28 protein-coding genes and 1 other RNA gene are annotated in these 26,087 nt (G+C 31.0%); all 29 read left to right on the forward strand.

Going from position 1 to position 26,087, the window contains the following annotated elements:
• Positions 1 to 31 precede the first annotated feature (31 nt).
• The gene (locus NZ841_02430; protein ID MCS7201619.1) at positions 32 to 976 is read left to right on the forward strand and encodes a YybS family protein; all 945 of its coding nucleotides are present in this window, start codon (positions 32 to 34) and stop codon (positions 974 to 976) included.
• Complete coding sequence (rplI, locus tag NZ841_02435) at positions 973 to 1,428, forward strand: 50S ribosomal protein L9 (protein ID MCS7201620.1); 456 nt, start codon at positions 973 to 975, stop codon at positions 1,426 to 1,428. Before NZ841_02430 ends, rplI begins: the two co-directional genes overlap by 4 nt.
• A gap of 2 nt (positions 1,429 to 1,430) precedes the next feature.
• Entirely contained in the window at positions 1,431 to 2,795 is a 1,365-nt protein-coding gene (dnaB, locus tag NZ841_02440) for a replicative DNA helicase (protein ID MCS7201621.1), read from the forward strand.
• 104 nt (positions 2,796 to 2,899) lie between these two features.
• On the forward strand, positions 2,900 to 3,382 hold the full coding sequence (locus NZ841_02445) for a roadblock/LC7 domain-containing protein (GenBank protein ID MCS7201622.1): 483 nt from the start codon (positions 2,900 to 2,902) through the stop codon (positions 3,380 to 3,382).
• Between the two features lie 25 nt (positions 3,383 to 3,407).
• Entirely contained in the window at positions 3,408 to 3,995 is a 588-nt protein-coding gene (locus tag NZ841_02450; protein MCS7201623.1) for an ADP-ribosylation factor-like protein, read from the forward strand.
• 53 nt (positions 3,996 to 4,048) lie between these two features.
• Positions 4,049 to 5,815: an SLBB domain-containing protein gene (locus NZ841_02455; protein MCS7201624.1), complete on the forward strand. Its 1,767-nt coding sequence runs from the start codon at positions 4,049 to 4,051 to the stop codon at positions 5,813 to 5,815.
• A gap of 10 nt (positions 5,816 to 5,825) precedes the next feature.
• Positions 5,826 to 7,211: a GumC family protein gene (locus tag NZ841_02460; protein MCS7201625.1), complete on the forward strand. Its 1,386-nt coding sequence runs from the start codon at positions 5,826 to 5,828 to the stop codon at positions 7,209 to 7,211.
• Complete coding sequence (gene galE, locus NZ841_02465) at positions 7,212 to 8,201, forward strand: UDP-glucose 4-epimerase GalE (GenBank protein MCS7201626.1); 990 nt, start codon at positions 7,212 to 7,214, stop codon at positions 8,199 to 8,201.
• Between the two features lie 20 nt (positions 8,202 to 8,221).
• Positions 8,222 to 8,683, forward strand: a complete 462-nt coding sequence (smpB, locus tag NZ841_02470; GenBank protein ID MCS7201627.1) for an SsrA-binding protein SmpB — start codon at positions 8,222 to 8,224, stop codon at positions 8,681 to 8,683.
• Positions 8,684 to 9,036: a transfer-messenger RNA gene (ssrA, locus tag NZ841_02475) on the forward strand.
• Between the two features lie 41 nt (positions 9,037 to 9,077).
• Entirely contained in the window at positions 9,078 to 10,679 is a 1,602-nt protein-coding gene (locus NZ841_02480) for an N-acetylmuramoyl-L-alanine amidase family protein (GenBank protein MCS7201628.1), read from the forward strand.
• A gap of 7 nt (positions 10,680 to 10,686) precedes the next feature.
• Positions 10,687 to 11,502 (forward strand): glutamate racemase, encoded by an 816-nt coding sequence (gene murI / locus NZ841_02485; GenBank protein ID MCS7201629.1) that lies wholly within the window; start codon positions 10,687 to 10,689, stop codon positions 11,500 to 11,502.
• Positions 11,468 to 12,565 (forward strand): M20/M25/M40 family metallo-hydrolase, encoded by a 1,098-nt coding sequence (locus tag NZ841_02490; protein ID MCS7201630.1) that lies wholly within the window; start codon positions 11,468 to 11,470, stop codon positions 12,563 to 12,565. The genes murI and NZ841_02490 overlap by 35 nt, the downstream gene beginning before the upstream one ends.
• A 12-nt stretch (positions 12,566 to 12,577) precedes the next feature.
• Positions 12,578 to 12,991, forward strand: a complete 414-nt coding sequence (gene glmS, locus NZ841_02495; GenBank protein ID MCS7201631.1) for a methylaspartate mutase subunit S — start codon at positions 12,578 to 12,580, stop codon at positions 12,989 to 12,991.
• A gap of 3 nt (positions 12,992 to 12,994) precedes the next feature.
• Positions 12,995 to 14,368: a methylaspartate mutase accessory protein GlmL gene (gene glmL, locus NZ841_02500; GenBank protein ID MCS7201632.1), complete on the forward strand. Its 1,374-nt coding sequence runs from the start codon at positions 12,995 to 12,997 to the stop codon at positions 14,366 to 14,368.
• A 14-nt stretch (positions 14,369 to 14,382) separates the two neighbouring features.
• On the forward strand, positions 14,383 to 15,840 hold the full coding sequence (locus tag NZ841_02505; GenBank protein ID MCS7201633.1) for a methylaspartate mutase subunit E: 1,458 nt from the start codon (positions 14,383 to 14,385) through the stop codon (positions 15,838 to 15,840).
• 2 nt (positions 15,841 to 15,842) lie between these two features.
• Positions 15,843 to 17,084 (forward strand): methylaspartate ammonia-lyase, encoded by a 1,242-nt coding sequence (locus NZ841_02510; GenBank protein ID MCS7201634.1) that lies wholly within the window; start codon positions 15,843 to 15,845, stop codon positions 17,082 to 17,084.
• 3 nt (positions 17,085 to 17,087) lie between these two features.
• Positions 17,088 to 18,425 carry a DUF1446 domain-containing protein gene (locus NZ841_02515; protein ID MCS7201635.1) on the forward strand — a complete coding sequence of 446 codons (1,338 nt, stop codon included), beginning with the start codon at positions 17,088 to 17,090 and terminating at the stop codon, positions 18,423 to 18,425.
• Complete coding sequence (locus NZ841_02520; protein MCS7201636.1) at positions 18,422 to 18,742, forward strand: DUF4387 domain-containing protein; 321 nt, start codon at positions 18,422 to 18,424, stop codon at positions 18,740 to 18,742. Before NZ841_02515 ends, NZ841_02520 begins: the two co-directional genes overlap by 4 nt.
• The gene (locus NZ841_02525) at positions 18,729 to 19,568 is read left to right on the forward strand and encodes a fumarate hydratase (GenBank protein ID MCS7201637.1); all 840 of its coding nucleotides are present in this window, start codon (positions 18,729 to 18,731) and stop codon (positions 19,566 to 19,568) included. Before NZ841_02520 ends, NZ841_02525 begins: the two co-directional genes overlap by 14 nt.
• A complete protein-coding gene (locus NZ841_02530) occupies positions 19,565 to 20,089 on the forward strand; it encodes a FumA C-terminus/TtdB family hydratase beta subunit (protein ID MCS7201638.1) in 525 nt (174 codons plus the stop codon). The genes NZ841_02525 and NZ841_02530 overlap by 4 nt, the downstream gene beginning before the upstream one ends.
• Positions 20,086 to 21,015, forward strand: coding sequence for an alanine-tRNA synthetase second additional domain-containing protein (locus NZ841_02535; protein ID MCS7201639.1), 930 nt, complete (start codon positions 20,086 to 20,088; stop codon positions 21,013 to 21,015). Before NZ841_02530 ends, NZ841_02535 begins: the two co-directional genes overlap by 4 nt.
• Positions 21,012 to 21,734 carry a ribonuclease PH gene (gene rph, locus NZ841_02540; GenBank protein ID MCS7201640.1) on the forward strand — a complete coding sequence of 241 codons (723 nt, stop codon included), beginning with the start codon at positions 21,012 to 21,014 and terminating at the stop codon, positions 21,732 to 21,734. The genes NZ841_02535 and rph overlap by 4 nt, the downstream gene beginning before the upstream one ends.
• Positions 21,731 to 22,339, forward strand: a complete 609-nt coding sequence (gene rdgB / locus NZ841_02545) for an RdgB/HAM1 family non-canonical purine NTP pyrophosphatase (GenBank protein ID MCS7201641.1) — start codon at positions 21,731 to 21,733, stop codon at positions 22,337 to 22,339. The genes rph and rdgB overlap by 4 nt, the downstream gene beginning before the upstream one ends.
• Positions 22,340 to 22,720, forward strand: coding sequence for a RidA family protein (locus NZ841_02550; GenBank protein ID MCS7201642.1), 381 nt, complete (start codon positions 22,340 to 22,342; stop codon positions 22,718 to 22,720).
• An 8-nt stretch (positions 22,721 to 22,728) separates the two neighbouring features.
• On the forward strand, positions 22,729 to 23,409 hold the full coding sequence (locus NZ841_02555) for a rhomboid family intramembrane serine protease (protein ID MCS7201643.1): 681 nt from the start codon (positions 22,729 to 22,731) through the stop codon (positions 23,407 to 23,409).
• A gap of 14 nt (positions 23,410 to 23,423) precedes the next feature.
• The gene (locus NZ841_02560; GenBank protein ID MCS7201644.1) at positions 23,424 to 24,245 is read left to right on the forward strand and encodes an ATP-dependent Clp protease proteolytic subunit; all 822 of its coding nucleotides are present in this window, start codon (positions 23,424 to 23,426) and stop codon (positions 24,243 to 24,245) included.
• 64 nt (positions 24,246 to 24,309) lie between these two features.
• Positions 24,310 to 25,338 carry a heat-inducible transcriptional repressor HrcA gene (hrcA, locus tag NZ841_02565; protein ID MCS7201645.1) on the forward strand — a complete coding sequence of 343 codons (1,029 nt, stop codon included), beginning with the start codon at positions 24,310 to 24,312 and terminating at the stop codon, positions 25,336 to 25,338.
• 3 nt (positions 25,339 to 25,341) lie between these two features.
• Positions 25,342 to 26,085: a 16S rRNA (uracil(1498)-N(3))-methyltransferase gene (locus NZ841_02570; protein MCS7201646.1), complete on the forward strand. Its 744-nt coding sequence runs from the start codon at positions 25,342 to 25,344 to the stop codon at positions 26,083 to 26,085.
• Positions 26,086 to 26,087 lie beyond the last annotated feature (2 nt).

A 26,087-nucleotide genomic window follows, 5' to 3' on the forward strand; every position in this document is an offset into this window, starting at 1 on the left:
GGAGTGCGAACTCCCCAAGGAGGTTTAAATAGTGAATAAAAAAACCCAAGCAATAGTTGAAGGAAGTTTATTAGTTGGAATTGCAGTAATTATTTTTTGGTTGTCATATTTTATTTTTCCTTTTTTCTTTCTATGTTCTTTACCTTTTTTGTTTTTAAGTTATAGATGGGGTTTAAGAATAAGTTTTATTTCACTTATAATTTCTTTAATAATCTCAATTCTTTTTCTTACTCCATTAAATGTCTTTTTTCTTTTTTTCCCCTCAGGAGTCTTAGGAATAATATTAGGTTTTGGAATTAGAAATAACTTAAGTTTAGGAAGATTATTTTTCTTAGGAGGAAGTATAAATCTAATTTTGGAAATTTTGACCATCTTAGGGGGAATGTTTTTACTTAATATTCCCTTTGAAAAGGCTTTAGGTATTGACATTATGAAGGATAGTTGGAGAAACTCTTTAAGTTTTTTAAAATCCTTTTTAGACGAAAATTCTATTAAAGATCTATCAGAAAATTATAATCAAATATTTAATTTCTTGAATATTGTAATTCCATCAATATTAATCATCTCTTCATTTTTTCAAGTTATATTTAATTACTGGATTGCTCAGAAAATACTACAAAGATTTAAAGTAAATATAAGACCTATTCCTTCTCTAGAGACTCTTAAAATTCCTATAAAACTTTTAAATATCTTACTTATTATGCTTCTTATCTCTTTTTTTATATCCTATTTTTTGCCTCTTGGGGTTAATATTTTTAATAACTTTGTGTTTTTATTACAATTTTTGTTAATCACGGAGGGTTTTTTTGTTCTCTGGAGTTTTTTAAAAAATTTTATTTATTCAAAGATTATAAGAATTCTTATAATTTTTCTTTTTATATTCAATCCTCTTTTGACATTCCTTCTTTTTATCGTGGGAACTATTGATATTTTTTATCCTATACGAGAAAAGTTTTTAATGAGGGAAAAAATATGAAAAAATATAAGGTATTACTTTTAAAGGATGTAACTGGGTTAGGAAAGAAAGGTGAAATAGTAGAAGTTAGTGATGGTTATGCACGTAATTACTTGTTTCCTCGGGGGCTAGCTCAGGAAGTTACAGATAAAATGCTCAAAAGTATAGAAGAACAGAAATTATTACAGCAAAAAAAAGAAGAAAGAGCTATAATAAAGTTTAGAAAAGATAAGGAGTTATTAGAAAAAGAAGTGTTTGTAATAAGAACGAAAGTAGGAGAGAAAGGTAAGTTATTTGGAGCAATTACTTCTAAAGACATTGCGGAGGAAATACATAAAAAATGTAAAATTTTTATAGATAAGAAACAAATTTTACTAGAAGAACCTATAAAAAATATTGGGAAATATGATGTTAGTATTAAACTTCATCCCCAAATTATAGCTAAGATTAAATTGGAAGTTGTTCCAGAGTAAAAATGAAAAATAAAGAAGAAATATTAGGAAGAGTTCCTCCTCATAATGAAGAAGCAGAACAGGCTGTATTAGGAGCTATGCTTTTATCAAGGGACGCTATTGCAAAGGTTGTAGAAGTATTAAGACCAGAGAGTTTCTATTATGAACATAATGCTATCATTTTTAGAACAATCATCGATCTTTTTGAAAAGGGACTTCCTGTAGATCTAGTGTCTGTGACAGAAGAGTTAAGAAGTAAACAGCTTTTAGAAAGGGTGGGGGGAAGTGTTTATTTGGCATCTTTGTTAGAAGTGGTTCCTACGGCAGCAAATGTTGAGTATTACTCTCAAATAGTTGCAGAAAAGGCTCTTTTAAGAAGACTTATCAGTGTTGGAACAGAAATTGTTTCCTTTGGATATAGAGAAAATGAATCCCCAGAATATCTGGTTGATAAAGCAGAACAGTTAATCTTTGAAATTGCAGAGACCCATAGATTAAGTGGGCCTGTTCCTTTAAGAGATCTCTTGGCAAAGAGCTTTAAAGAAATAGAAAAACTTCATCAAACTGGAAGGCCTTATACTGGTATTCCTACAGGTTTTTGGGACTTGGATAGAAAAACAGGGGGACTACAACCTTCCGATTTAATTTTAGTTGCAGCTCGTCCTGGTATGGGAAAGACTTCTTTCTGTTTAAATATTGCTCAGCATGTAGCAATAGAAGAAAGACTTCCTGTGGTAATATTTAGTTTAGAAATGTCTAGTTTTCAACTGGCTTTACGTATGCTTGGGTCTGAAGCAAGTATTGATATTCATAGATTAAGGACAGGTCAGGTAAGAGAAAATGAATGGCCTAAATTAGCAAAGGCCTTTGGTAAATTGGCAGAAGCTCCTATTTATATTGATGATACCCCTAATTTAACAGTAATGGAAATGAGAGCACGGGCAAGACGTTTAAAGGCTGAAAGAGGTTTATCTCTAATTATTGTAGACTATTTACAACTTATTAGATTATTAGAGAAAAATAAAACAGAACATCAAGAAATATCAGAAATATCTAGAGGATTAAAGTCTTTGGCTAGAGAACTTAATATTCCTGTAATTGCCATATCTCAACTCTCAAGAGCAGTAGAGACAAGAGCAGAAAGGAGACCTCAGCTTTCCGATCTAAGAGGTTCTGGGGGATTAGAGCAGGATGCAGATGTTGTTATCTTTTTGTATAGAGAAAACTACTATAAATCTGCTCAAACTTCTGAAGAAGAATCTAATATTCCTGAAGAGGTAGAGGTAATTATTGCAAAACAAAGAAATGGTCCTACAGGAACCGTTAAATTACTTTTCTTAAAGGGTCCTACTGCTTTTAGATCTTTAAGTCTTAGGGAGGAAAGTTAATTGACTATTCCTATTTACTGTTTTATAATTTTTTTAAAAGAATGTTATTTTTCTTTAATTTTTTGTAAAGAATTTTCCAAATTTATTAATTAGGAGGGCTATAAATGGATGAGAGAGAGCAATTACTATCACTTATTATCTCCCTCGAAGATCAAGAGGAGATAGAAAGGTATTTAAGCCAATTTTTAGGGGAATCTAAAGCAAAAGCAGCTTTACTGGTGGATAAAAGTGGTACAGTTATTGGAGGTAAAGGAACTGCCTCACAATTTGATTTTGTAACGATCTCTGCTTTGGCTGCTGGTGCTTTCTCTGCAACTCAGGAATTAGCTAAATTATTAGGGGAAGAAGAATTTTCTTTAATCTTCCATCAAGGAAAAAGAAATCATCTTCATATCTCTCATATTGAAAAACAAGTTCTTCTCTTAGTGATTTTTGATGACTCTACAACTCTTGGTATGGTAAGACTCTTTGCTCAAAAAGCATGTCAGAATCTTGCTCAAATAATTAGGAAAATTAGAGAAAGACAAAAAGAATTACCCCAAGTTGAAATATCTTTTGGAGATGTGGAGGATTTCTTTAAAAAGTAGAAAAATTTAGGAGGAATTAAGATTTATGGCAATAGTAAATTATGCAGAAAAGGAAATAACATGTAAGATTGTATATTGTGGACCTGGACTCTCAGGAAAGACAGTAAATCTTCAGCAGATATATAAAACTGTTTCTCCAGAAAGAAGAGGAGAATTAGTTTCTTTAGCAACTGAAACAGAAAGAACTTTATTTTTCGACTTTTTGCCTTTAGAGATTGGTACTGTTCATGGATTTAAATTAAGATTTCAACTTTATACAACTCCAGGACAAGCCTTGTATGAAGCAAGCAGAAAGTTGATATTAAGAGGTGCTGATGGTTTGGTTTATGTTGTAGATTCTCAAAAAGAAAGATTAGAAGAGAATATAAAAATTTTTGAGGCATTAAAAAAGGAACTATCGATGGTAGGTTATAAATTTGAGGAAATTCCTTTTGTTTTTCAATATAATAAGAGAGATTTACCTAATATATCCTCTGTGGAGGAGTTAAATATACATCTTAATGTAGATGGTAAATATCCATATTTTGAAGCGGTAGCTATTGAGGGTATTGGAGTAATGGAAACTTTAAAAGGAATAATGCAATTGGTTTTGGGAAAGATAGGGAGAAAGTAGAGTTAAATAATTTAGATGTTTTTTACCTAACTTTATAGAAGGGAGTTGTAAACTTGAAGAAGTTATTATTTTTAGTAATTATATTGTTTATATTTATAACTCTTAGCTATTCTCAAGAATTACAAAGATGGGGTACACAAGAAGATATTTATATTGGTCCTCCTGTTGATCCTGATAAATATATATTAGGTCCTGGTGATAGATTAAGGTTATATTTGATAAAAGAAAAAGAAGCCCCAGAAATATACGATTTAATTGTTTCTCCTACTGGTTCTGTCTCTTTACCAATGATTGGAAGTATAAAAGTGTCCGATTTAACTATAAATAATGCAAATAGGGAAATTTCAAGACAGTTAATAAGACTGTATCCTAAAAGTATAATTTCTTTAGATTTGGTATATCCAAGGAGAATAAAGGTATTTATCAGTGGGGAAGTAGTAAATCCAGGAACTTATAATATGCTTGCATTAAGTAGATTAGATGATTTAATAAAGACAGCAGGAGGATTGAAGTCTTCTGCATCCACAAGAGGGATACAAATAAAAAGAGGTAATAGAATAATAGAGGTTGATTATTTAAAATTTTTAAAAGAAGGAGACTTAAGTCAAAATCCCTTTATTGAGGAAGGAGATTTAGTATATGTTCCTCTTATGAAGAAAAGTGTAAGAGTATTAGGGCAAGTAAAGAATCCAGGGATTTACGAGATAAAGGAAGGAGAAAGATTGTTAGATGTATTAAACATGGCTGGAGGGCTTAATGAAAGGGCTTCTCTTTTTGGCGCAACTTTAGATCGAGTATCGGGTGAAAGAATTGATTTAGATCTTTATAAATTGTTTTATGGAAAAGAAAAGGAAAGGGATGAAGTAAATTTATTTTTACAAAGTGGAGATACTATTAATATTATTCCAGAAATTAAAAGGGTTTATGTTTTAGGATTTGTGAAAAATCCAGGACCAGTACAATTAGTGGAAAAATTGGGAACTACTCCTGAAGGAGCAGTAATTTCAGGTCAAGCTATGGAAGGAGCAAGAATAAGCGAGATTATAAATAACGCAGGAGGAATACTTCCTAATGGAAGTCTTAGAAATATAGAAATAAGAAGAAAAGGAAATCCTAATAACAAGATTGTTGTAGATCTATATAAGATTTTAGTCTTAGGAGAGGTAGCAGAAGAGGAGATTAAAATATATCCTGGAGATGTAATTTATGTTCCTCCAATAACTATGACAGTAAAAATATTGGGACAGGTAAGGTTTCCAGGGGTTTATGAAATAAATCCAGGAGATAGAATAAGAGATGCAATTTTAAGAGCAGGAGGAATAACTGAGAAGGCAGGAAGAGAAAATGGGCAATTAGAAAGAGTAATCAATGGAAAAAAGGTAATATACACCTTTAATATTGCAGAAGCAATTCAAGGAAAAGAAAAAGATAATTTAATTTTACAAGACGGAGATACTGTTTATGTTTCGGAATTAAGAAGATTAGTTTATGTATTAGGACAAGTTAATATGCCTGGTGCCTTTGATTATAAAGAAGGAAGAAAATTAACAGAGTATATAAGTTTAGCGGGAGGATTAAAAGATAGAGCAGACCTTGGTAAAGTAGCTGTAATAAGAGAAGAAAATGGAGAATCAAGGATTATTCCTGTTAATCTTTCTGATATTATAAATAAAGGCAAAGTTAACTTGGATATAGAAATTAAAGAAAATGATATAATTTTTGTTCCAGAAGTCTTTATTAAGGGATGGCAAGATATTGTTCAAATACTGATGGGAATAGGGATATTAAGATCTACTATAGGACCTCTTCTTGGATGGTAGGAGGAAAAATATGAAAGAAGATATAGGTACTGAAGAAATAAGTTTAGTGGAATTATTTCATATAATTTGGAGAAGAAAAAATTTGATTATAGCTCTTTTTATTATTTCAGTAATTTTAGCCCTTGTTTACAGTCTTTTATCTCCTAAAATATATTCCGCATCTTCAGTAATTCTTATCCCATCTGAAAAGGGAACATCAGGTTTAAGTAGTCTTATCTCAAGTTTACCAGTAAATATTGGAATTCTTGGAATAACTACTCCTGCTGCTAATTATGTAGCTATTTTAAAAAGTAGAAGTGCTGCAGAGTATGTTTTTGATAAATTAAAACTTGATAATTACTTTGAACATAAATTCAGAGAGGAAAAAATTGAGGCTTTAAGAAAAATAGTTAAAATAACTCAAAATGAGAAAGAAAATACTATAACTATCACTGCAGAAGCAAAAGATCCAAAACTTTCCGCAGATATAGCAAATGCATATGTAGAAGCTTTAGAGAAAATTATTGCTTCTTTAAATATTAGTTCTGCAAAGAGAGAAAGAATGTTCATTGAGGAACAATTAAAAAGGGTTGAAAGAGATCTAAAAATAGCAGAGGAAAAGTTAAAAAACTTTCAAGAAAGACATTTATTAATTGATGTTAGTAGTGAAGCAAAGGTATTAATTGATAATTTAGCAAATCTTTATTCTCAGAGGGAATCCTGTGATATGTCCATAAAACTTGCTAAGAGAAATCTTGAGGATCTTCAAAATATATTAATAGAACAGACTAATCTTCAAAGGAAAGATATTTTAGCAATAACATCCTTAACTTATACTTCCTCTTTAAATGAATGGAGAGAAAAACTTATTTCTCAAGAAGTTGATTTAGCTTTATTATCATTGGAATATGGACCTGAGCATCCCAAAGTTGTTGCTGCAAAAGCAGCAGTAGATATGACAAAAAAGGTAATGAAGGATGAAATTGAGAGAATATCAAAGGCTATTGGGAATTATTCTTTGGATAAACTCTTTTCTTTACAATTAGAAATAGTGTTTAATGAGGCAAAAAAGAAAGCCTTAGATAGTGTTATAGAAAAATATGAGAAAAAACTTTCTCAACTCCCTTCCTTGGGTCTTGAATTGGGAAGATTGATGAGGGAAGTAAAAGTTCAGGAGACTATTTATACTTTATTAACTTCTCAATATGAACAAGCAAAAGTTAACGAAGCAAAAGAAAATATAGTTGTTCAAGTGGTAGATTACGCTGTCCCACCAGTCAAAAAGAGTAAGCCTTCAACTACTTTAAATGTTCTTATTGCGGGAGTAAGCAGTATATTTTTAGGTATCTTTTTAGCCTTTTTCTTAAATTTTTGGGGAAATTTTAGGGAAGAGTTAAGAAAATTGGAGGAAAAATAAATGGAAAAATTATTAGTAACTGGTGGTGCAGGGTACATTGGGAGTCATGTGGTTAAAGATTTAATTAAGAAAGGTTATGATGTAATTGTAATTGATAATTTAGAAAAAGGACATAGGTCCGCAGTAAAGTCAAAATATTTTTATAAAATAGATTTAAAGGATAAAGATTCTTTAGAGAAAATTTTTGAAAGCTTTAATATTAAGGGAATTTTACATTTTGCTGCAGCAAGTCTGGTTGGAGAATCTATGACCAATCCAGGAAAATATTTTGAAAATAATATCTTAGGAGGATTAAATCTTTTAGAATGTATGGTCAAATATGATGTTAAGTTTTTAATATTTTCATCCACTGCTGCAGTATATGGTGAACCTAAAGTTATTCCTATTCCTGAAGATCATCCTACAATTCCTACAAATGTTTATGGTTCCTCAAAACTAATGTTCGAAGAAATTCTGAAATGGTATGAAAAAATTTTTGGTATTAAATATATGTCTTTAAGATATTTTAACGCAGCAGGCTGTGATCCTGAGGGAGAGCTAGGAGAAGATCATAATCCCGAGACTCATCTTATACCATTAATTTTAAAAACTGCCCTTGGACAAAGAAATTATGTAGAAATTTATGGAACTGATTATCCTACTCCCGATGGAACATGTATTCGGGATTATATTCATATATCAGATCTATCTTTTGCACACATATTAGCATTGGAAGCTTTATTATCTGGAGAAAGTTCTAATATATATAATTTGGGAAATTCTCGAGGTTTTTCAGTTAGAGAAGTCATAAAAACTGCTGAAAAGGTTGTAGGAGAAAGAATTCCTGTAAAAGAAGTAGGAAGAAGGGCAGGAGATCCTGCAATTTTAATAGCAAGTTCTGAGAAAATTAAAAAAGACTTAGGATGGAATCCTCAGTATAGTGATTTAGAGAAGATCATTGAATCTCACTGGAAATGGTTGAAAAATCATCCCAATGGTTATCCTGATTAATCCTATGATATAATTAAAATATGAGACAGGTAAAAAAATATGTAACTATTAATAGAAAAGCAAAACATGATTACTACATACTAGAGACTTATGAGGCAGGAATTGCTCTGACAGGTACCGAGGTTAAGTCTCTTCGTGAGGGAAAAGTAAGCATTGTTGATAGTTATGCAGATATTGACAAAGGAGAATTGTGGCTATTTGATCTTCATATAAGTCCCTATGATAAAGGAAATATATATAATCATGATCCTAAAAGGCCGAGAAAACTTTTAATGCATAAAGATGAAATATCTCGTCTTATAGGAAAGATTAAGGAAAAGGGCTTGACATTGATACCTCTTTCTATATATTTTAATGAAAGAGGATGGGCAAAGGTTGAGTTAGGACTTGCAAAGGGTAAAAAATTATACGATAAAAGAAGAGATTTAGCAGAAAAAGCTGAAAAAAGAGAATTAGAAAGAGCTTATAAAATAAAATATTAAGGGGGCGAATGGTTTCGACAAGGAGTTTGGGGGTCAAAGACTGCAGGCTGAGGTGCCGTTACCTCATAAAACAACGGCAAAAAAGAACTGCCAACACAAATTTAGCTTTAGCTGCTTAATTTAGCAGCTACGTCCTCTTAACCTAGGCTGGCAGGGTTAAGAAGGGCGTAAGATAAGCCAGCTACCCCTCTTGACTCCCATAAGAGAGGGGGAAAATAATTTGGGATAGGAATCTATAGAATCCTGCGGAAGGGAGTCTATAGATTCCGAAAAAATTAAAACTTCCGCTAAGCCTGTAGAGGTTTTTGGCTCCTACTCTTTGGACGCGGGTTCGATTCCCGCCGCCTCCACCAATTTTTTTATTGGAGGACTTAAGATTTTAAAAAAAATTTTGATGTTTTTAATAGTTTTTGCTCTTTTTAATTTGTTCTTCTCCGTATATGGAGAAGAAATTTTTTCTTTATATTTTCCTAACATAAAAGATAAAATTATTGTTACTCCACACTTTAAAGGACAAGAAATTTATCTTCCTATTACATTGATCTCTTCTCTTTTAAGTTCTTCTTTCAAAATAGAAAAAGAGAAAGTTTTTATTTTTAAAAACTCAAAGGAACTTTTCGTGGGAAATATTGGAAGAAAAGAATGTATTATTAATGAAAAGTCTTATAAGCTTTTAGATCCTGTTTTATCTATAGATAGTGATATTTTTCTCCCCATTAAGTCTCTTTTTTCTTTATTGGGATATCGAGTGATTATTAAAGAAAAGGCTATTTATATAGTTCAAATTATAGATGAGATTAGCTGGAAAGAGGAAAAGGTATTTTTCAAGATAAAATCTGAGGATAAGATAGAGTATAAGAGTTTTAAACTAAAAGATCCAAATAGATTAGTTTTTGATCTATATAACTGTATTTTAATAGAGAAGGGTGAGATTTATCCTAAAATTTCTGGAATTAAAAATATTAGATATTCTCAATATTCTACCGCACCTTATGTGGTTAGAATAGTTTTAGAATTCTATAAAGACTTTTTAGAACCTAAAATAACTTCAGATAACGGACAAGTAGTTTTAAATTTTTCTAAGGAAAAAAGTGAAGAATCTTTAGAGATAAAACTTGTAGACATAAAATGGATAAAGGATGAAAAAAATCTCTCTATTAATCTTCTTTTTAATTCAGCTTTTACTTACTCTAAAGGTATTCTGAAAAACCCAGAAAGAATTTTTTTTGACTTTCCTAATGCTACAACCTCTAATACAAATACTATTTTTGTAAACGAAAATCCTGTAGAAAAAATAAGATTTGGATTCCAGAGTATTAATCCTAAAATATTAAGAATCGTTTTTGATCTTTACACTGCTACTATTTTTAATGAGGAAGTCTTTACAGATACTTTGAAAATAAATTTTCCTAGAGAAATAGAAGATCCTAGAATAGAAGAAAAAACAAAGAATCTTTTAGTTATTATTGATCCCGGACATGGAGGAAGTGATCCTGGAGCTATATATTCAAATATATTAGAAAAGGATTTAAATCTTCAGGTTTCTCTTAAGCTTTCAAAGATATTAAAAGAAAATGGATATAAAGTTATACTTATTAGAGAGAAGGATGAAACAATAAGTTTAGATGATAGGGTGAGTTTTGTTAAAAATTTCTTACAAAATAATAATTTAACAGAGAAAGTTATTTATTTAAGTATTCATGCTAATGCAGCTCTTTCTCCAGATGTTAGAGGTATAGAAATTTTTTACTCTACTGATTTTTCGTTTGATTTAGCTAAAACTTTTTCTGATACTCTGTCGAAATATTATTCTGTTAGAACTTTAAGACAAGGAAAATTTTATGTCTTGTCTCGAATACCTATTCCAGGAGTTATTATTGAAATGGGGTTTTTGAGTAATAATGAAGAAAGACTCCTATTAATCTCTGAAGAGTTTCAAAATAGTCTTGTGGAAAAAATAAAGGAGGCAATAGAAAAATATAATATAGAAAGGTGACAGAGGCATGAAAAAACTTGGTATTTTGGACTCTGGAGTTGGAGGATTAACTGTTCTTAAAAGTTTAATTGAAACAAAAAAAATATCAAAAGTTATTTATTTTGCAGATACAAAATATTTTCCTTATGGTACAAAACCTGTAGATTTTATTCAGAAAAGAGTAGATGAGATTATCAACTTTTTTCTTGAAGAAGGAGTAGAAGAAGTAATTATTGCCTGTAATACCGCATCTTCTACTGCCTATGATTATTTAAGAAATAAATTTTCTCTTCCTATCCATAGTATAGTAAATTCAGCTTTATCGGGACTTTCTAGATTTAACGGAAAGATACTTGGAGTTTTAGCTACTAGAAGAACTTTAGAAAGCGGACTTTATCCTCAATTAATAAAAAGAATTAATCCAGAAATAAAAGTTTTTGTCGAGTCCTGTAGTGAGGGGATTTTATTAGAAACAATAGAAAAAGGAATAATTGAAGGAGAGATTATAGAAGAAGAACTTCATAAATGTATGATTCCACTAATGGAAAAGAATATTGAAGGGCTTATATTAGGTTGTACTCATCTTCCCTTTATTGCTCCTGTTATAAAAAGAAATTATTCTAATATAACAGTAATTGATCCTTCAGAAGAAATTGTAAATATTGTAGAGAAGGATGAAGAAAATGTAGAAGAAATAAAAATTGATATTTTTGTGACAAAAAATGAACTAGAGTTTAAGGAAATTTTGAAGAAATTGTTGAAGGTCGATTGGAATGTTAATAAAATTGATTGGGAAAGGAGTGAGGTTGGTGCTTTCAAAGGAGAGATTAATAAAAAGATTTGAAGAAATGGTTAAAATTTCAAGTCCTTCTCTCAAAGAGAAAAATTTTTGTGATTATTTAAAAAAAGAACTTGAAAGATTGAATTTACCATACAAAGAAGATAATGCAGGAGAAAAAATTGGAGGAAATTCAGGTAATTTAATTATAAATTTTGAAGGAAAAGGGGATCCTATATTTTTAGTTGCTCATATGGATACAGTTTCACCATGTGAGAATATTATTCCTAATATTAACGGGGAATATATAAAAAGTAGTGGAAACACTATATTAGGAGCAGACAATAAATCTGCAATCGCTGCAATATTAGAAGCTGTGGAAGCAATAATAGAGGATAATCTGGAGCATAGAAATATAGAAATAATATTTACTGTTGCTGAAGAAATAGGTCTTCTTGGTGCAAAAAATTTAGATTTTTCCTTAATTAAATCTAATGAAGGATACGTATTAGATTCTGATGGGGAATTGGGTTCTGTGATTCTTAGAGCGCCTTATCATTCCCGTTTTTTTCTAAACATTTATGGAAAGGCCTCCCATGCAGGAGCAGAACCTGAAAAAGGATTAAGTGCTATTCTTCTTTCTAGTGAATTTATATTAAATTTGCCTTGGGGAAAGATTGACGAAGATACTACAGGAAATGTTGGAATAATAAGAGGAGGAAGAGCAACAAATATTATACCCGATGAAGTGTATTTAGAAGGAGAATTTAGAAGTTTGGATTTAGAAAAACTTAATTTATGTTTTAAAAATTTCGAGGAACAATTAAAAATAATAGAAATAAAAGGTGGTAAGTGGAATTTGAAAAAAGAGGATCTTTATAAAGGTTATTCCTTTAATGAAAAAGATCCGATTATTGAAAGACTTAAACCTATTTTTGAGAATCTTAACTACAAATTAACCTTTAGATCTACAAAGGGAGGAAGCGATGCAAACATTTTTAATGAGAGAGGGTTAAAAGCTTTAAATATTGGAATTGCTGTTGAAAACCCTCATTCTGTTGATGAAAGAATTAAGATAGATCATCTCTTTGGACTTTCTAAAATTGTATATTATTTAATTAAAAATTGAGGAATAGGATATATGGGAGAAAAAACTATTGTCCTTGGAGTTATAGGTTCTGATGTACATGCAGTAGGTCTTAGAGTTTTAGATTATGCTCTAAGATCTGCAGGATTTGAAGTTATAAATATTGGGGTTTTATCCTCTCAAGAAGATTTTATAAAAGCTTCTCTTGAGACAGGTGCAAGAGCAATATTAGTGTCATCTCTTTATGGGCATGCAGAATTAGATTGTCAAGGATTTAAAGAAAAACTTATAGAAGCAGGTTTAGGAGATATCCTTCTTTATATAGGAGGAAATTTAGGAATTGGAAAAAAGAATTGGGAAGAAGTTGTAAAAAGATTTAAGGAGTTAGGATTTCATAGAGTTTATCCTCCTAAAACAACTCCTGATGAGGTTATTGAAGATTTAAAGAAAGATTTGGGTTTAAAATAAAAAATGTTAGGATTGTTTTTGGATTTAGGAAGTACCTTTACCAAAGCTATTGCTTTTGATTTAGAAAAAGAGGAGATTATAGGTAAAGCAAAAGTACCATCTACTGTAAATATTGATGTAACGATTGGTGTAAAATATGTCTTAGATGAAATATATAGACAAACGGGAAAGAAATTAGAAGGATTCGAAATTAAGAGAGCATGTAGTAGTGCCAAGGGTGGACTAAAAATAGTGGCAGTTGGTCTTGTTCCCGATTTAACTGCAGAAGCTGCAAAAAGAGCTGCTTTGGGGGCTGGAGGAAAAGTAATCAAAACTTATAGTTTCGAATTAACTGATAATGATCTAAAAGAAATAGAAGATTTAAAGCCTGATTTGATAATTTTAGCGGGTGGCACTGATGGTGGAAATAGATATTATCCTTTAATTAATGCACGAAAGCTTTCAGAAATTCCTATAAATATTCCTATAATTTATGCTGGAAATAGAACAATATCAGACGAAATAGAGAAAATATTTGAAAAATCAGGAAAAGAAATATGGATCACTGAAAATGTTATGCCAGAATTTGGAAAGCTAAACATTAGTCCTGTACAAAATTTGATTAGGGAAATTTTTATCTCCCGTTTAATACATGCGAAGGGTTTAGAAAAAGTTAAAAATTTTTTAGAAGGCGTTATAATGCCAACTCCCCTCGCAGTTTTAAAGGCCTGTGAAAGTTTCTCGAAGATTTGGGGAGAAACAATCTTGGTAGATATAGGTGGAGCAACTACTGATGTTTGCTCTATAGCTCATGGAAGACCAACTGGAATTGGAGTAATATGGAAGGGATTACCTGAGCCTTATGTTAAAAGAACTGTAGAAGGAGATTTAGGTGTAAGGGTAAGTGCTTTGTCTTTATGGGAAATAGTAGAAGAAGAAAAATGGAAAGAATTTTTAGGAGAATTAAATTCATATAAAGAAAAAGTAAAATTTTTAAGTGAGAATACAGACTTTTTACCGGAAAAAGAAGAGGATTTCTTTTTAGATTATGTACTATCTTATCATGCTATAAGAATTGCAGTAGAAAGACATTGTGGATACTTAGAACCGCTTTATACTCCCATGGGTGTAACATATCTTCAGTATGGAAAGGATTTGACAGGAGTAGAAAATTTAATAGGAACAGGAGGTCCGTTGGTTTATAATCCTTATAATGTCTCTGCATTAAAATCAGCATTATTTGATGAAAAAAACCCATTTGTATTGAAACCTAGGAATCCAAAGATTTATCTAGATAAAGAATACATCTTTTTTGCTATAGGACTTCTCTCAGAAATCTTTCCTGAAAAAGCTATAAATATATTAAAAAAATATGTGATAAAAATAGATCAATACTAAGGAGATGAAATACTATGGTTTTAAAGAATAAGAAATGGGATGAAAAATATTTTTTTAGAATGAGAGAAGAGGTTCTGAATACATGGCACACAGGAAAAGAAGTAGATTTGAAATCGGGTATTGAATATCATAAATCTCTTCCTCTAGAAAAACAATTTGACTATGTTCTAAGAAATGGAGAAAAGGAGAATAAAATACTCCTACAGCCTAGAGCAGGAGTTCCAATTCTTAAGGAACATATTGAATTATTAAAATATCTTCAAGATAATGAAGCTGATCTTTTACCTACAACTATTGATAGTTATACTCGTCAAAATAGATATAGAGAAGCACAATTGGGATTAGATGAAAGCTTAAAAGAAGGAAGATCTTTGCTAAATGGTTTTCCAGCAGTAAATTATGGGGTTAGAGGATGCAGAGAAATTATAGAAAATGTTAAAATTCCAGTAGAGGTGAGACATGGTTCTCCTGATGCAAGACTTTTGGCAGAGATAACCTTATGTTCTGGTTTTACGTCTTTCGAAGGAGGAGGAATAACCTATAATATACCCTATGCAAAAGATGTTCCTTTAGAGAATTCTCTTATTTATTGGCAATATGTGGATTACTTAGTGGGTTATTATGCAGAAAATGGAGTAATTATAAACCGAGAATCTTTTGGCCCATTAACTGGAACCTTGGTTCCTCCGTGTATATCAATAAGCATAGGAATTATTGAAGCTCTTTTAGCAGTAGAACAAGGAGTCAAAAGTTTCAGTGTAGGATATGGGGAAGGTGGAAATATTGTTCAAGATGTGGCTGCAATAAAAGTTATGAAGAGACTAACAGAGAAATATCTTAAAGATTTTGGATATTATGATGTTCATATTACTACAGTTTTACATCATTGGATGGGAGGGTTTCCAGAAGATGAAGCAAGAGCTTTTGCTGTGATAACTTATGGTACCATTGCAGGATTTTTGGGTTCTGTATCAAAGATTATTGTTAAAACTCCGCAAGAAGCTATTGGAATTCCTACTAAAGAAGCAAATGCTCAAGCCCTAAGAAATACTCGACAAACTCTTCAGATGTTAGAAAATCAATATTTTCTAGATCAAAAACTTGTTGAGGAAGAAGAAAAAATTATTGAGGAAGAAGTAAAAAGTATTTTAGATAAAGTTTATACGCTTGGAGAAGGAGATTTTTTAATTGGTACTGTAAGAGCTTTTTCTTCTGGAGTTTTAGATGTACCTTTTGCTCCTAGTAGATTTGCCCATGGAAGAGTTATGCCAATAAGAGATAATAACGGTGCTATCAGATTTTTTGATTTTGGAAATTTACCTATTCCTACTGAAATAAAGGATTTTCATAAAGAGAAAATTGAGGAAAGATCTAAGTTTGAGGGAAGACCTGTGAGTTTTCAGATGGTTCTTGATGACATATATGCAATAAGTAAAGGAAGACTTATAGGAAGATTTAAAAAGGGAACCTAATAATGAGAATAAATTCTGCATTATATTCTATAGGATTATCAGGATTTTATTTTGATGATCAAAGAGCTATAAAAGCAGGTGCTCGAGAAGATGGCTTTGCATACAGGGGTACTCCATTAACTCCTGGTTATGAATCAGTAAGACAAAAAGGAGAAAGTTTATCCATAATTTTCATACTAGAAAATGGATGTATAGCTTATGGAGATTGTTCTGCCATTCAATATTCTGGTGCAGGAGGAAGAGAACCATTATTTAGAGCAAAAGATTTCTTCGAGATTTTAGACAAAAAAATCTTTCCTTTTCTTTTGGGAAAAGAGTGGAATAGCTTCAAAGAGTTATCAGAAATTATTGAAAATTGGGAAGAAAATGGTAAAAAATTGCATTCCGCGTTAAGATATGGAATAACGCAAGCTATTCTTGATGCTTTTGCAAAATCTACAAAAAAAACTATGACAGAAATTATTGCTGAAGAATATAATCTTCCTATTATTGTAAAGTCTATTCCTATATTTTGCCAATCAGGAGATGATAGGTATATCAATGCAGATAAAATGATTATAAAAAGGGTTGATGTTTTACCTCATGCATTAATAAATAATGTGGAAACTAAATTAGGTTGGAGAGGAGAAAAATTAATAGAATACTTAGGTTGGTTAAAAGAAAGAATAAAAATTTTAGCAGGGGAAGATTATAAACCCATATTTCATATTGATGTTTATGGGACTATAGGTTTAGCTTTTCAGTATAATCTAGATGAAATAGTAGAATATTTGTATAAATTAGAAAAAATAGTTTATCCCAATAAGTTAAGAATTGAGGGACCTGTAGATTTGGAGAGTAAAGAAAAACAAATTGAATATCTAACAAAATTAAGGAAAAAGTTGAAAGAAAAAGGTATAAATGTAGACATAGTTGCAGATGAATGGTGCAATAGTTTAGAAGATATAGAAGAATTTGTTAATGCAGAAGCTGTAGATATGATTCAAATAAAAACTCCTGTTTTAGGAAGTGTACATAAGTCTATAGAAGCAGTTTTGTTTTGTAAGAATAATAATGTAGGAGCTTATGTGGGAGGAACATGTAACGAAACTGATAGGTCAGCACAAATTTCAGTTCATATTGCTCTAGCAACTCAAGCAGACCAAATTTTAGCAAAACCTGGCATGGGAGTAGATGAAGGATTAATGATTGTCTATAATGAAATGCAGAGGACTTTAAGTATTCTTAAAGCAAAAGGATATTAATAGATGTTAAAGATATATTCTCCCACTGCAATTTTGGGATATGGCTTTCCAATAGAAAGTTATAAAAAAGCTTTAGAGTTAAATCCAGATGTTATTGCAGTGGATGCAGGCTCTACAGATCCAGGTCCATATTATCTTGGAAAGGGAATTTCTTTTGTAGAAAAAGAAGCAACTAAAAGAGATCTTTCTTTATTATTGGAAATGGCAAAAAAGAAAGATATTCCCCTAATTATTGGAAGCGCTGGAGGCTGTGGCACAAAAACTTCAGTAGAATGGACTTTAAATATTGTAAAGGAAATTTGTAAAAAGGAAAAAATGCATTTTAATATAGCTCTTATTTTTTCTGATGTTTCAAAAGAAAGGGTATTGCAAGCATTAAGGAAGGGAAAAATTAAAAGTTTAGACGGTTCTCATGAATTAAAAGAAAATGATGTATTAAATTCAACAAATATCGTTGCTCAAATAGGAGTAAAACCTTTTATCGATGCTTTAGAAAAAAATAGTCAAATAATCATAGCAGGAAGAAGTTATGATCCCAATCCATTCTCAGCTTTGCCTTTAATGAAGGGATATGATAGAGGCCTTTCTTTTCATTTGGGAAAGATTTTAGAATGTGGTGCTATAGCTTGTGAACCTGGAAGTGGAAGGGATGGTTTAATGGGAGTAATCTTTGAAGACCGATTTGAAGTTTTTCCTTTAGATGAAAGAAAAAAATGTACTGTTTTATCTGTTGCATCTCATACTTTGTATGAAAAAAGTGATCCTTATCATTTGTATGGTCCTGATGGGATGATTAATCTAGAAGATACAGTATTTTTACAAAAAGATGAAAGAACAGTAATAGTTAAAGGTTCAAAATTTATTCCATCGGTCAAAAAATGGATAAAGATTGAAGGTGCGGAATTTTTAGGTTATAGGGGGGTTTGCATAGCTGGTATAAGGGATCCTATTATGATTTCTAAAATAGATGAAATATTAAAAGCTCAGTATAAGATTCTGGAAGAGAATTTTCCTAAATTGTTAGGACAATATAAAATAAGTTTTCATATATATGGTAAAAATGGAGTAATGGGACCATGGGAAAAGGAAAAGAGAACTTCCCATGAACTTGGATTGGTAATAGAAGTTTTAAGTAAAAATAGGAAAATAACAAAAACTATATTGGGATTTATAAGATCTTCTCTTCTTCATTTTGGGTATGAAGGAAGAATTTCTACTGCAGGAAATTTAGCCTTTCCCTTCTCTCCAGCAGAAAGTATATGGGGAGAGGCTTATAGATTTAGTGTTTATCATCTAATTAATGAAGAATTAGAATTTCCTATGGAAGTCTTTAAAATATGAGTAAACTTATTAATTTAGCAAAAATTATAAGAACAAAAAATAGTGGGCCTTTTGTTTTAACCATTGATATAATTTTAAAAGACAAGGAAATCTATGAAAGATTAAAAAAGAAAAACTATTTTTCTAGAGAATGGTGGGCAAAAACTTATAATATAGATATAGAAGATGTATTATCTATAGTTTATTTTGATCCAGTTTGTGCAGTAAAAGCAAATATAAGAAGATTTGTATCCTCGGGAGATTTTGGAGATACTGATGTGTATGGAGCTCAACAGCATGCTCCTTTATTAGAGGTGGAAATAGATGAGAATTGTTAAAGGAGAGGAGATATACAAATTAGTAAAAAAACTTATAGAAGATGCTAATTTTGAATTACCTTCAGATGTTCTTACTGCTCTAATGAGGGCAAAAGAATTAGAAGAAAATATAAATGCCAGAATAGCTTTAGATATTTTAATAGAAAACGCAAAGATAGCTAAAGAAAAAAGAATTCCTATATGTCAAGATTGTGGAATGGTTGTAATATTCATAGAAAAGGGAGAGGAAGTCTTTATAGATGGCCCTATAGAAGAATTCCTAAATAAAGCGGTGAGTGAAGCTTATTTAGATAACTATCTTAGAAGTTCTGTAGTTAAAGATCCCCTTCTAAGGGAAAATACTAAAGATAATACTCCACCAATTATTCATTGGAACTGTGTTCCTGGAAAAAAAATTAGAATATCAGTTATGATAAAAGGATTTGGAAGCGAAAATGCAAGTACAGTAAAAATGCTAAATCCTACTTTAAGTAAAGATGAGATAATAAGTGAAGTTGTAGATCATGTTAAAGAATATGGACCAAATACTTGTCCTCCATTAATTGTAGGTTTAGGAATTGGTGGGACTATGGAAAAAGCTATTTATCTTTCTAAGAAGGCTATATTAAGACCTATATATAGTAGAAACAAAAAATCTCATCTAAGGGAACTTGAAGAGGAGCTTCTTTATAAAGTTAACGCTTTAAATATTGGACCAGGAGGATTAGGAGGAAAAACTACAGCTCTAGATGTTCATATTGAAGAGTATCCTACTCATATTGCAGGTTTGCCTTTAGCCATTAATCTTCAATGTTATGCTGTAAGATTTAAGGAAATAGAGATATGAAAAAAATAGAATTACCTTTAAAAGAAGAGGATATTTTAAATTTAAAAGTAGGAGAATGGGTCGAATTAAATGGTCCTTGCTATTCTGCAAGAGATTCTGCTCATAGAAGAATTTGTGAAGCATTAGAAAAGGGGGAGAAGCTTCCTATAGATTTAAAAGGAATCACTATTTACTATATGGGACCTTCACCTGCACCTCCTGGAAGAATTATTGGTTCTTGTGGGCCTACAACGAGCAAAAGGATGGATCCTTTTACTCCGAAGCTTCTCTCCCTTGGAGTTAAAGGATTTATAGGAAAAGGGAAAAGAAATATAGAAGTAAGAGATGCTATTAAAAATTTTAAAGGTATTTATTTTGTAACTATAGGTGGAGCAGGTGCGTATCTTTCAGAAAAAATTAAAAAAATAGAGTTAGTAGCTTACGAGGATTTAGGACCTGAAGCAATATATTATCTTGAGCTTTTTCATTTTCCTGTGATGGTAGCAATAGATTCTTATGGGAGAGATTTCTTTGACAAATGAAACTAGAAAAAGTCCTTCTAAATAAGGCTATATACTATGCACCAAGAGGGGAAGTAAGATTAATTCTATTAGGAAATGTTATTTCTCATAATTTTCTTTCTCCTTTTGACAAGTTAATTGGAATAGTTGGAGATAGCGGTTCGGGAAAATCTTTACTTATAAAGGGAATTTTTCCAGGGTTGAATTTGACTAACGATGATGAAGGTATTTATAGAAGACCTTTACCTTTACTTGAAGATTTTGAGAGAAATAATTTTTATGAGTATATATATCATGTAGATATACGCTTTGAAATGGCTTTTACTCCTATTTATCTTTTAGGAGAGGCAATTTTAAAGGCTTTAGAAAGAGATAAGAAAGTTGTAGTGGAGCACTTTGAGATTATTTATCCCTATATAAAAAGAAATGCAGATATTTTAATTGGAATAGGAGAAGAAGTTATAGTGGTTCGTCCTAATATATTTGGCCCCGAACCTCAAGAAATTGTAGAAATTGTTTTTAAATCCTTGCCTTACCGCTTACAAGCCCATACTGCAGAAGATATAACTGGCTTAGTTTTAGAAGAATATGGATATTCAAGGTTAATAGAGGCCCATAGTGATATTAAACATGGTTTTGTTATTACTCTAAAAGAAAAACCTTTATTAGATATTCCCTTCATTGAGGAAGAAGTTAGAAAATACCTAAGAAAAAATTTAGATGTCTCTTATCATGATCATCAGCATATTAAAATTGGAGAAAAAATAGTTAAATGCACAGGACCAAGACTTCACGTGAAAAATACTGAAGAAATTAAAGAATTTTATCTATTTCCAGAATACATATATTCTTCTTCTGAGAATTGTTATTTATTAGTTGGTTTTGTAAATAGAGAAGAGTATAATAAAATACTTATTAAATTCAATAAGAAAAAGGAAGAACTATGATAAGGGCAGATAAGAGAACAAATGAAGATTTAAGACCTATTAAAATTATAAGAAATTATCTTAAATATCCCTTAGGGTCTGTTTTAATAGAAATGGGAGAAACAAAAGTTATATGTTCTGTGTCTTTAGAAGATAAAGTTCCACCATTTTTAAAAGGAACAAATCAAGGATGGCTTACAGCAGAGTATGGAATGCTTCCTGGGTCAACACCTGAAAGAAAGGTTAGAGATATAACAAAGGGTGTTCTTAATGGAAGATCTCAAGAAATTCAGAGACTTATTGGTAGAGCCTTAAGAGCTGTTGTAGATTTAACAAAAATTGGTGAAAGAACCCTTTGGATTGATGCAGATGTAATTCAAGCAGATGGAGGAACAAGAACTGCTGCAATTTCAGGAGCTTTTGTGGCTTTGGTTGATGCCTTAAGTAAATTAAAGAAAGATGGCATTATTAAAGAAATTCCCATAAAAGAGTTCTTGGCTGCTGTTTCTGTGGGAATTGTTAATGGGGAGATACTTTTAGATCTTGTTGCTCAGGAAGATATGAGAGCAGAAGTTGATTTTAATGTTGTTATGACTGAAAGTTTTAAAATTGTGGAAATTCAGGGTACGGCAGAAAAAGTTCCTTTTACTATGGAACAATTACAAAAAATGTTAAAATTAGCACAAAAAGGAATATCTCAAATTATTGAGATACAAAAGAAGGCTTTAGGCATACAATGAAAAAGATTATTTTAGCTACATTAAATGAAAATAAAATAAAGGAGATAAAAGAAATTTTACCTGATTTAAAGGATTTTTTTGTTTCTCCACAAGAATTTTCTATATTTTCTTTTCCAGAAGAAACAGGAAAAGATTATAAAGAAAATGCCTATATAAAAGCCTTATTTGTTTGTGAAAAAACAAATCTTCCTTCTATAGGAGAAGATTCAGGACTTGAAATTGATTTTCTGGGAGGAGCCCCAGGTATATATTCTGCAAGATTTGGTGGAAACATTTCTTTTTCAGAGAAAATGAAAATTATCTTAGAAAAAATGAAAAATGTCCCTTGGGAGGAAAGAACTGCTGAATTTGTTTGTACTCTAGCTATTGTTCTTCCAGAAAAGAAAAAAGAACCAATCTTTATAGAAGGTAGAGTAAAGGGATATATATATTGGGAACCAAAAGGAGATAATGGATTTGGATATGATCCCATATTTTATTATCCAGAATATAAATGTACCTTTGGAGAATTAACATTACAAGAAAAGAACAAAATTAGTCATAGAGCAAAGGCCTTTCTGAAAGCAGGAGATATTTTAAAAAAAATTGTAAAGGGGGAAATTTAAATGACAAAAGAAGTTCTTATTACTAATAAAGCTCCAAAAGCTATTGGTCCTTACTCTCAAGCTGTCAAAGTGGGAAATTTTATCTTTATATCAGGACAGATTCCTATAGATCCAGATACTGGAGAGGTTATAGATGGGGATATAAAAGAACAAACAAAAAGAGTGTTAGAAAATATAAAAGGAATATTAGAAAGTGTTTCCTGTTCTTTAAATAATGTGGTTAAAACCACAGTTTTTCTTAAAAATCTTGATGATTTCTCTGCTATGAACGAAATATATGCAACTTATTTTCCTGAAAATCCACCTGCAAGATCAACTATTGAGGTATCAAAACTTCCAAAAGGAGTAAGCATAGAAATTGAAGCTATTGCTATAATCTAGAGGAAAAGATGATTCCTTTAAGGGATAATATTCCTCCAAAAAGATATCCATTAGTAAATAAAACTTTAATTATTATTAACTTTATTATATTCTTTTGGGAGTTAGGATTACCAGGAAATTATCGAGAGTATATATTTTGGAAATTTGGATTTATTCCTCAAAGATTCTTAGAATTAAATTTTCTTCCTTCAAATCTTTTTACTTTGATTTCTTCGTTATTTCTTCATGGTGGTTGGGCACATATTTTAGGAAATATGCTTTTTTTATGGATTTTTGGAGATAATGTGGAAGGGAGTATGGGGCATTTCAGATACTTATTATTTTATCTAAGTGCAGGTATAGTTGCTAATATTATTCAAGGATTTTTTAGTTTCAATAAACTTATTCCTACAATTGGGGCCAGTGGGGCAATAGCAGGGGTTTTGGGAGCATACTTAGTTTACTTTCCAGGAGCTAAAATTCTTACTTTAGTTTTTTTAGGGTTTTTTATTGAATTCATCTATATTCCAGCAAGTTTTTTTCTAGTTCTTTGGTTCTTAGTACAATTTTTCTCAGGAATGGCTTCTTTGGCTCTTTATGAAATAACTGGTGGTATAGCTTGGTGGGCTCATATTGGTGGTTTTCTTTTTGGAATAATTATTGCTCCCTTTTTAAGAAAATATAGAAGGTATTACTTTTACTATTTTTAAAAGGAGGAATATTTATGAGTTTTTGGGATATCTTTTTGCTAATATTCCTAATCTCAGCAATTTCTCCTGTGATTAGACAGAAAATTATTGAAGCAGAAAGATATAGGATTATTCAATCTTTAGAAAAAAAGAGAGGATCACGAGTAATTACTTTAATTCATAGACAAGAAGCAATGAATTTTTTAGGAGTCCCTATTGCAAGATACATAAATATTGAAGACTCTGAAGAAGTACTTCGTGCTATTAGGCTTACCCCTGATGACATGCCTATAGATTTGGTCTTACATACTCCTGGAGGATTGGTCTTAGCTGCTGAACAAATTGCCCATGCTCTTAATCAACACAAAGGAAAAGTTACAGTTTTTATCCCTCATTATGCTATGTCTGGTGGAACTTTCATTGCTCTTGCAGCAGACGAAATCGTTATGGATGAGAATGCAGTTTTAGGACCGGTAGATCCCCAGATTGGAGAATATCCTGCTGTTTCTATTTTAGCAGCTATTGAAAGAAAAGGGGTAGAAAAGGTAGATGATAAAACATTAATTTTAGGAGATATTGCTAAAAAAGCAGTTCAACAAGTAAAAAACGCAGTTTTTGAGCTTTTAAAAGATAACATGCCTGAAGACAAGGCAATGGAAATAGCTGAAACATTAGCAAGTGGTAAATGGACCCATGATTATCCTATAACTGTAGAGGAAGCTCAAAAAATTGGACTTCCTGTGAGGGTTGGATTACCTCCTGAGATTTATGCACTAATGAGTTTGTATCCCCAAACTCATGTAGGAAGACCATCAGTTCAATATATCCCTGTTCCTTATAGGAGTAAACAAACTTGACATAAAAATTTTTAAGTGATAATCTATAAACGGTTTAGCAGTCCCTAATAAGGAGTGCTAAAAAATGTTAGATGAAAGGAAACAGAAAATTTTAAGGATAACAGTTAAAGACTATATAGAATCTGCTCAGCCTGTGAGTTCTAGAGTATTGGCAAAAAAATATCATTTAGGATGGAGTCCTGCTACTATTCGTAATGAAATGGCAGATTTAGAAGAAGCAGGATATCTAATACAACCTCATACTTCTGCAGGAAGAATTCCCTCAGATAGAGGTTATAGGTTTTATGTGGATTTTCTTATGGACTTAGAACCACCAACTCAAGAAGATGTTGAATACATAAATTATTCCTTTCTTTGCCCATTAAGCTGGGAAAATCTACTTCAGCAAGTAGCTGAGGTATTATCTCAAAGAACTGCTTTTATTGGAGTAGTACTATTTCCACAATTAAATTCTTCTTTTCTTAAGAAAATAGAATTAGTTGAATTGAATGAAAATGTAATTTCTTTAATTATGACCACATCTACTGGTATAGTTAAAGAAAGAATAATCAAGTTATCTGATCCTCTTCAAGAATTTGAACTTTACTCTATTAAAGAAAGTCTTAATAGAAGTTTTTCAAATGAAGAGCTTCAAAAAGTCTACTGGTTATTATTAGATAAGAAAATTCCTAAAGATATACCTGTAGAAATATACCAAGGCTTAGAGCAATTATTATGGGAAGTTTTAGAGAAAGAAAAAGAAGAAGGGGTATTTATAGCAGGAATTTCTCGTATATTTAGACACTTGGAGTTTCAAGATATAAATAAGGTTAAGGATTTATTAAGTGTCTTAGAAGAAGAGAAAACCTTAACTTCTTTATTATTCTCTGCCTTTTTAAATCATGGATTGACAATTCTTATTGGGAATGAAATTGGAATTTCTGAGTTAAGTGATTGCAGTATTATCACTACTGTCTATTCTCTTAAAAATAATGTTATTGGTACCCTTGGCATGATAGGACCCAAGAGAATGAAGTATGAGAGAATGTTAACTCTTGTAGAGTTAATGGGTAAAGTTCTTTCAGAGAAATTGAGTGAATTTTTTGATAAATAATCGATGTCTCCTCTTTTTTTTGCAGATGAATTTAAACCTCCGAGATTCCTAATACTTAAAAAACCCGAAGAAATTTTTCATTTAATAAAAGTCTTAAGATATAGAAAAGGAGAAGATTTAGTTTTAAAAGCTTTAGATGGGAACTTATATTTATCAAAAATAATTGAAATCCAAAGAAATCAAGTAATATTTGAAATAATAACAAAAATAGAAAGAAATCCTGAAATAAATTTCGAAATTTATTTGTGTCAAAGTTTACCAAAACTTGATAAATGGGAATGGATTCTAGAAAAAGCAACAGAATTAGGAGTTAGTGGCTTTTTTCCTTTACAAACAGAGAGAAGTATTGTAAACTTAGAAAAGGAGAAATTAGAAAAAAAGTATGAAAGATGGAGAAAGATCATAAATGAAGCAGTGAAGCAGAGTGAAAGGAAAAGAGTTCCAGATTTATTTCCTATTTTGAGATTGGAAAAGTGTTTAGATATAATAATGAAGGAAAAAGGAAATATTTTGGTGGCGTGGGAAAAGGCAGATTTGAGTCTAAAAAAGGTAATTAGTAATATTAGGGAGAAAATATATTTATTTATAGGACCCGAAGGAAGTTTTTCAGAAGAGGAAATTGAAATACTGAAAAAAAATGGAGGTATTTTTTTTAATATGGGACCAAGAATACTAAAGGTAGAGACTGCGTCTATAGTAGCCCTTTCTCTGGTTTTATATGAGAAGGGAGGTTTAGGTTTAGAGTAAAT

It is taken from the genome of Dictyoglomus sp. (assembly GCA_025060475.1).
GTDB lineage: Bacteria > Dictyoglomota > Dictyoglomia > Dictyoglomales > Dictyoglomaceae > NZ13-RE01.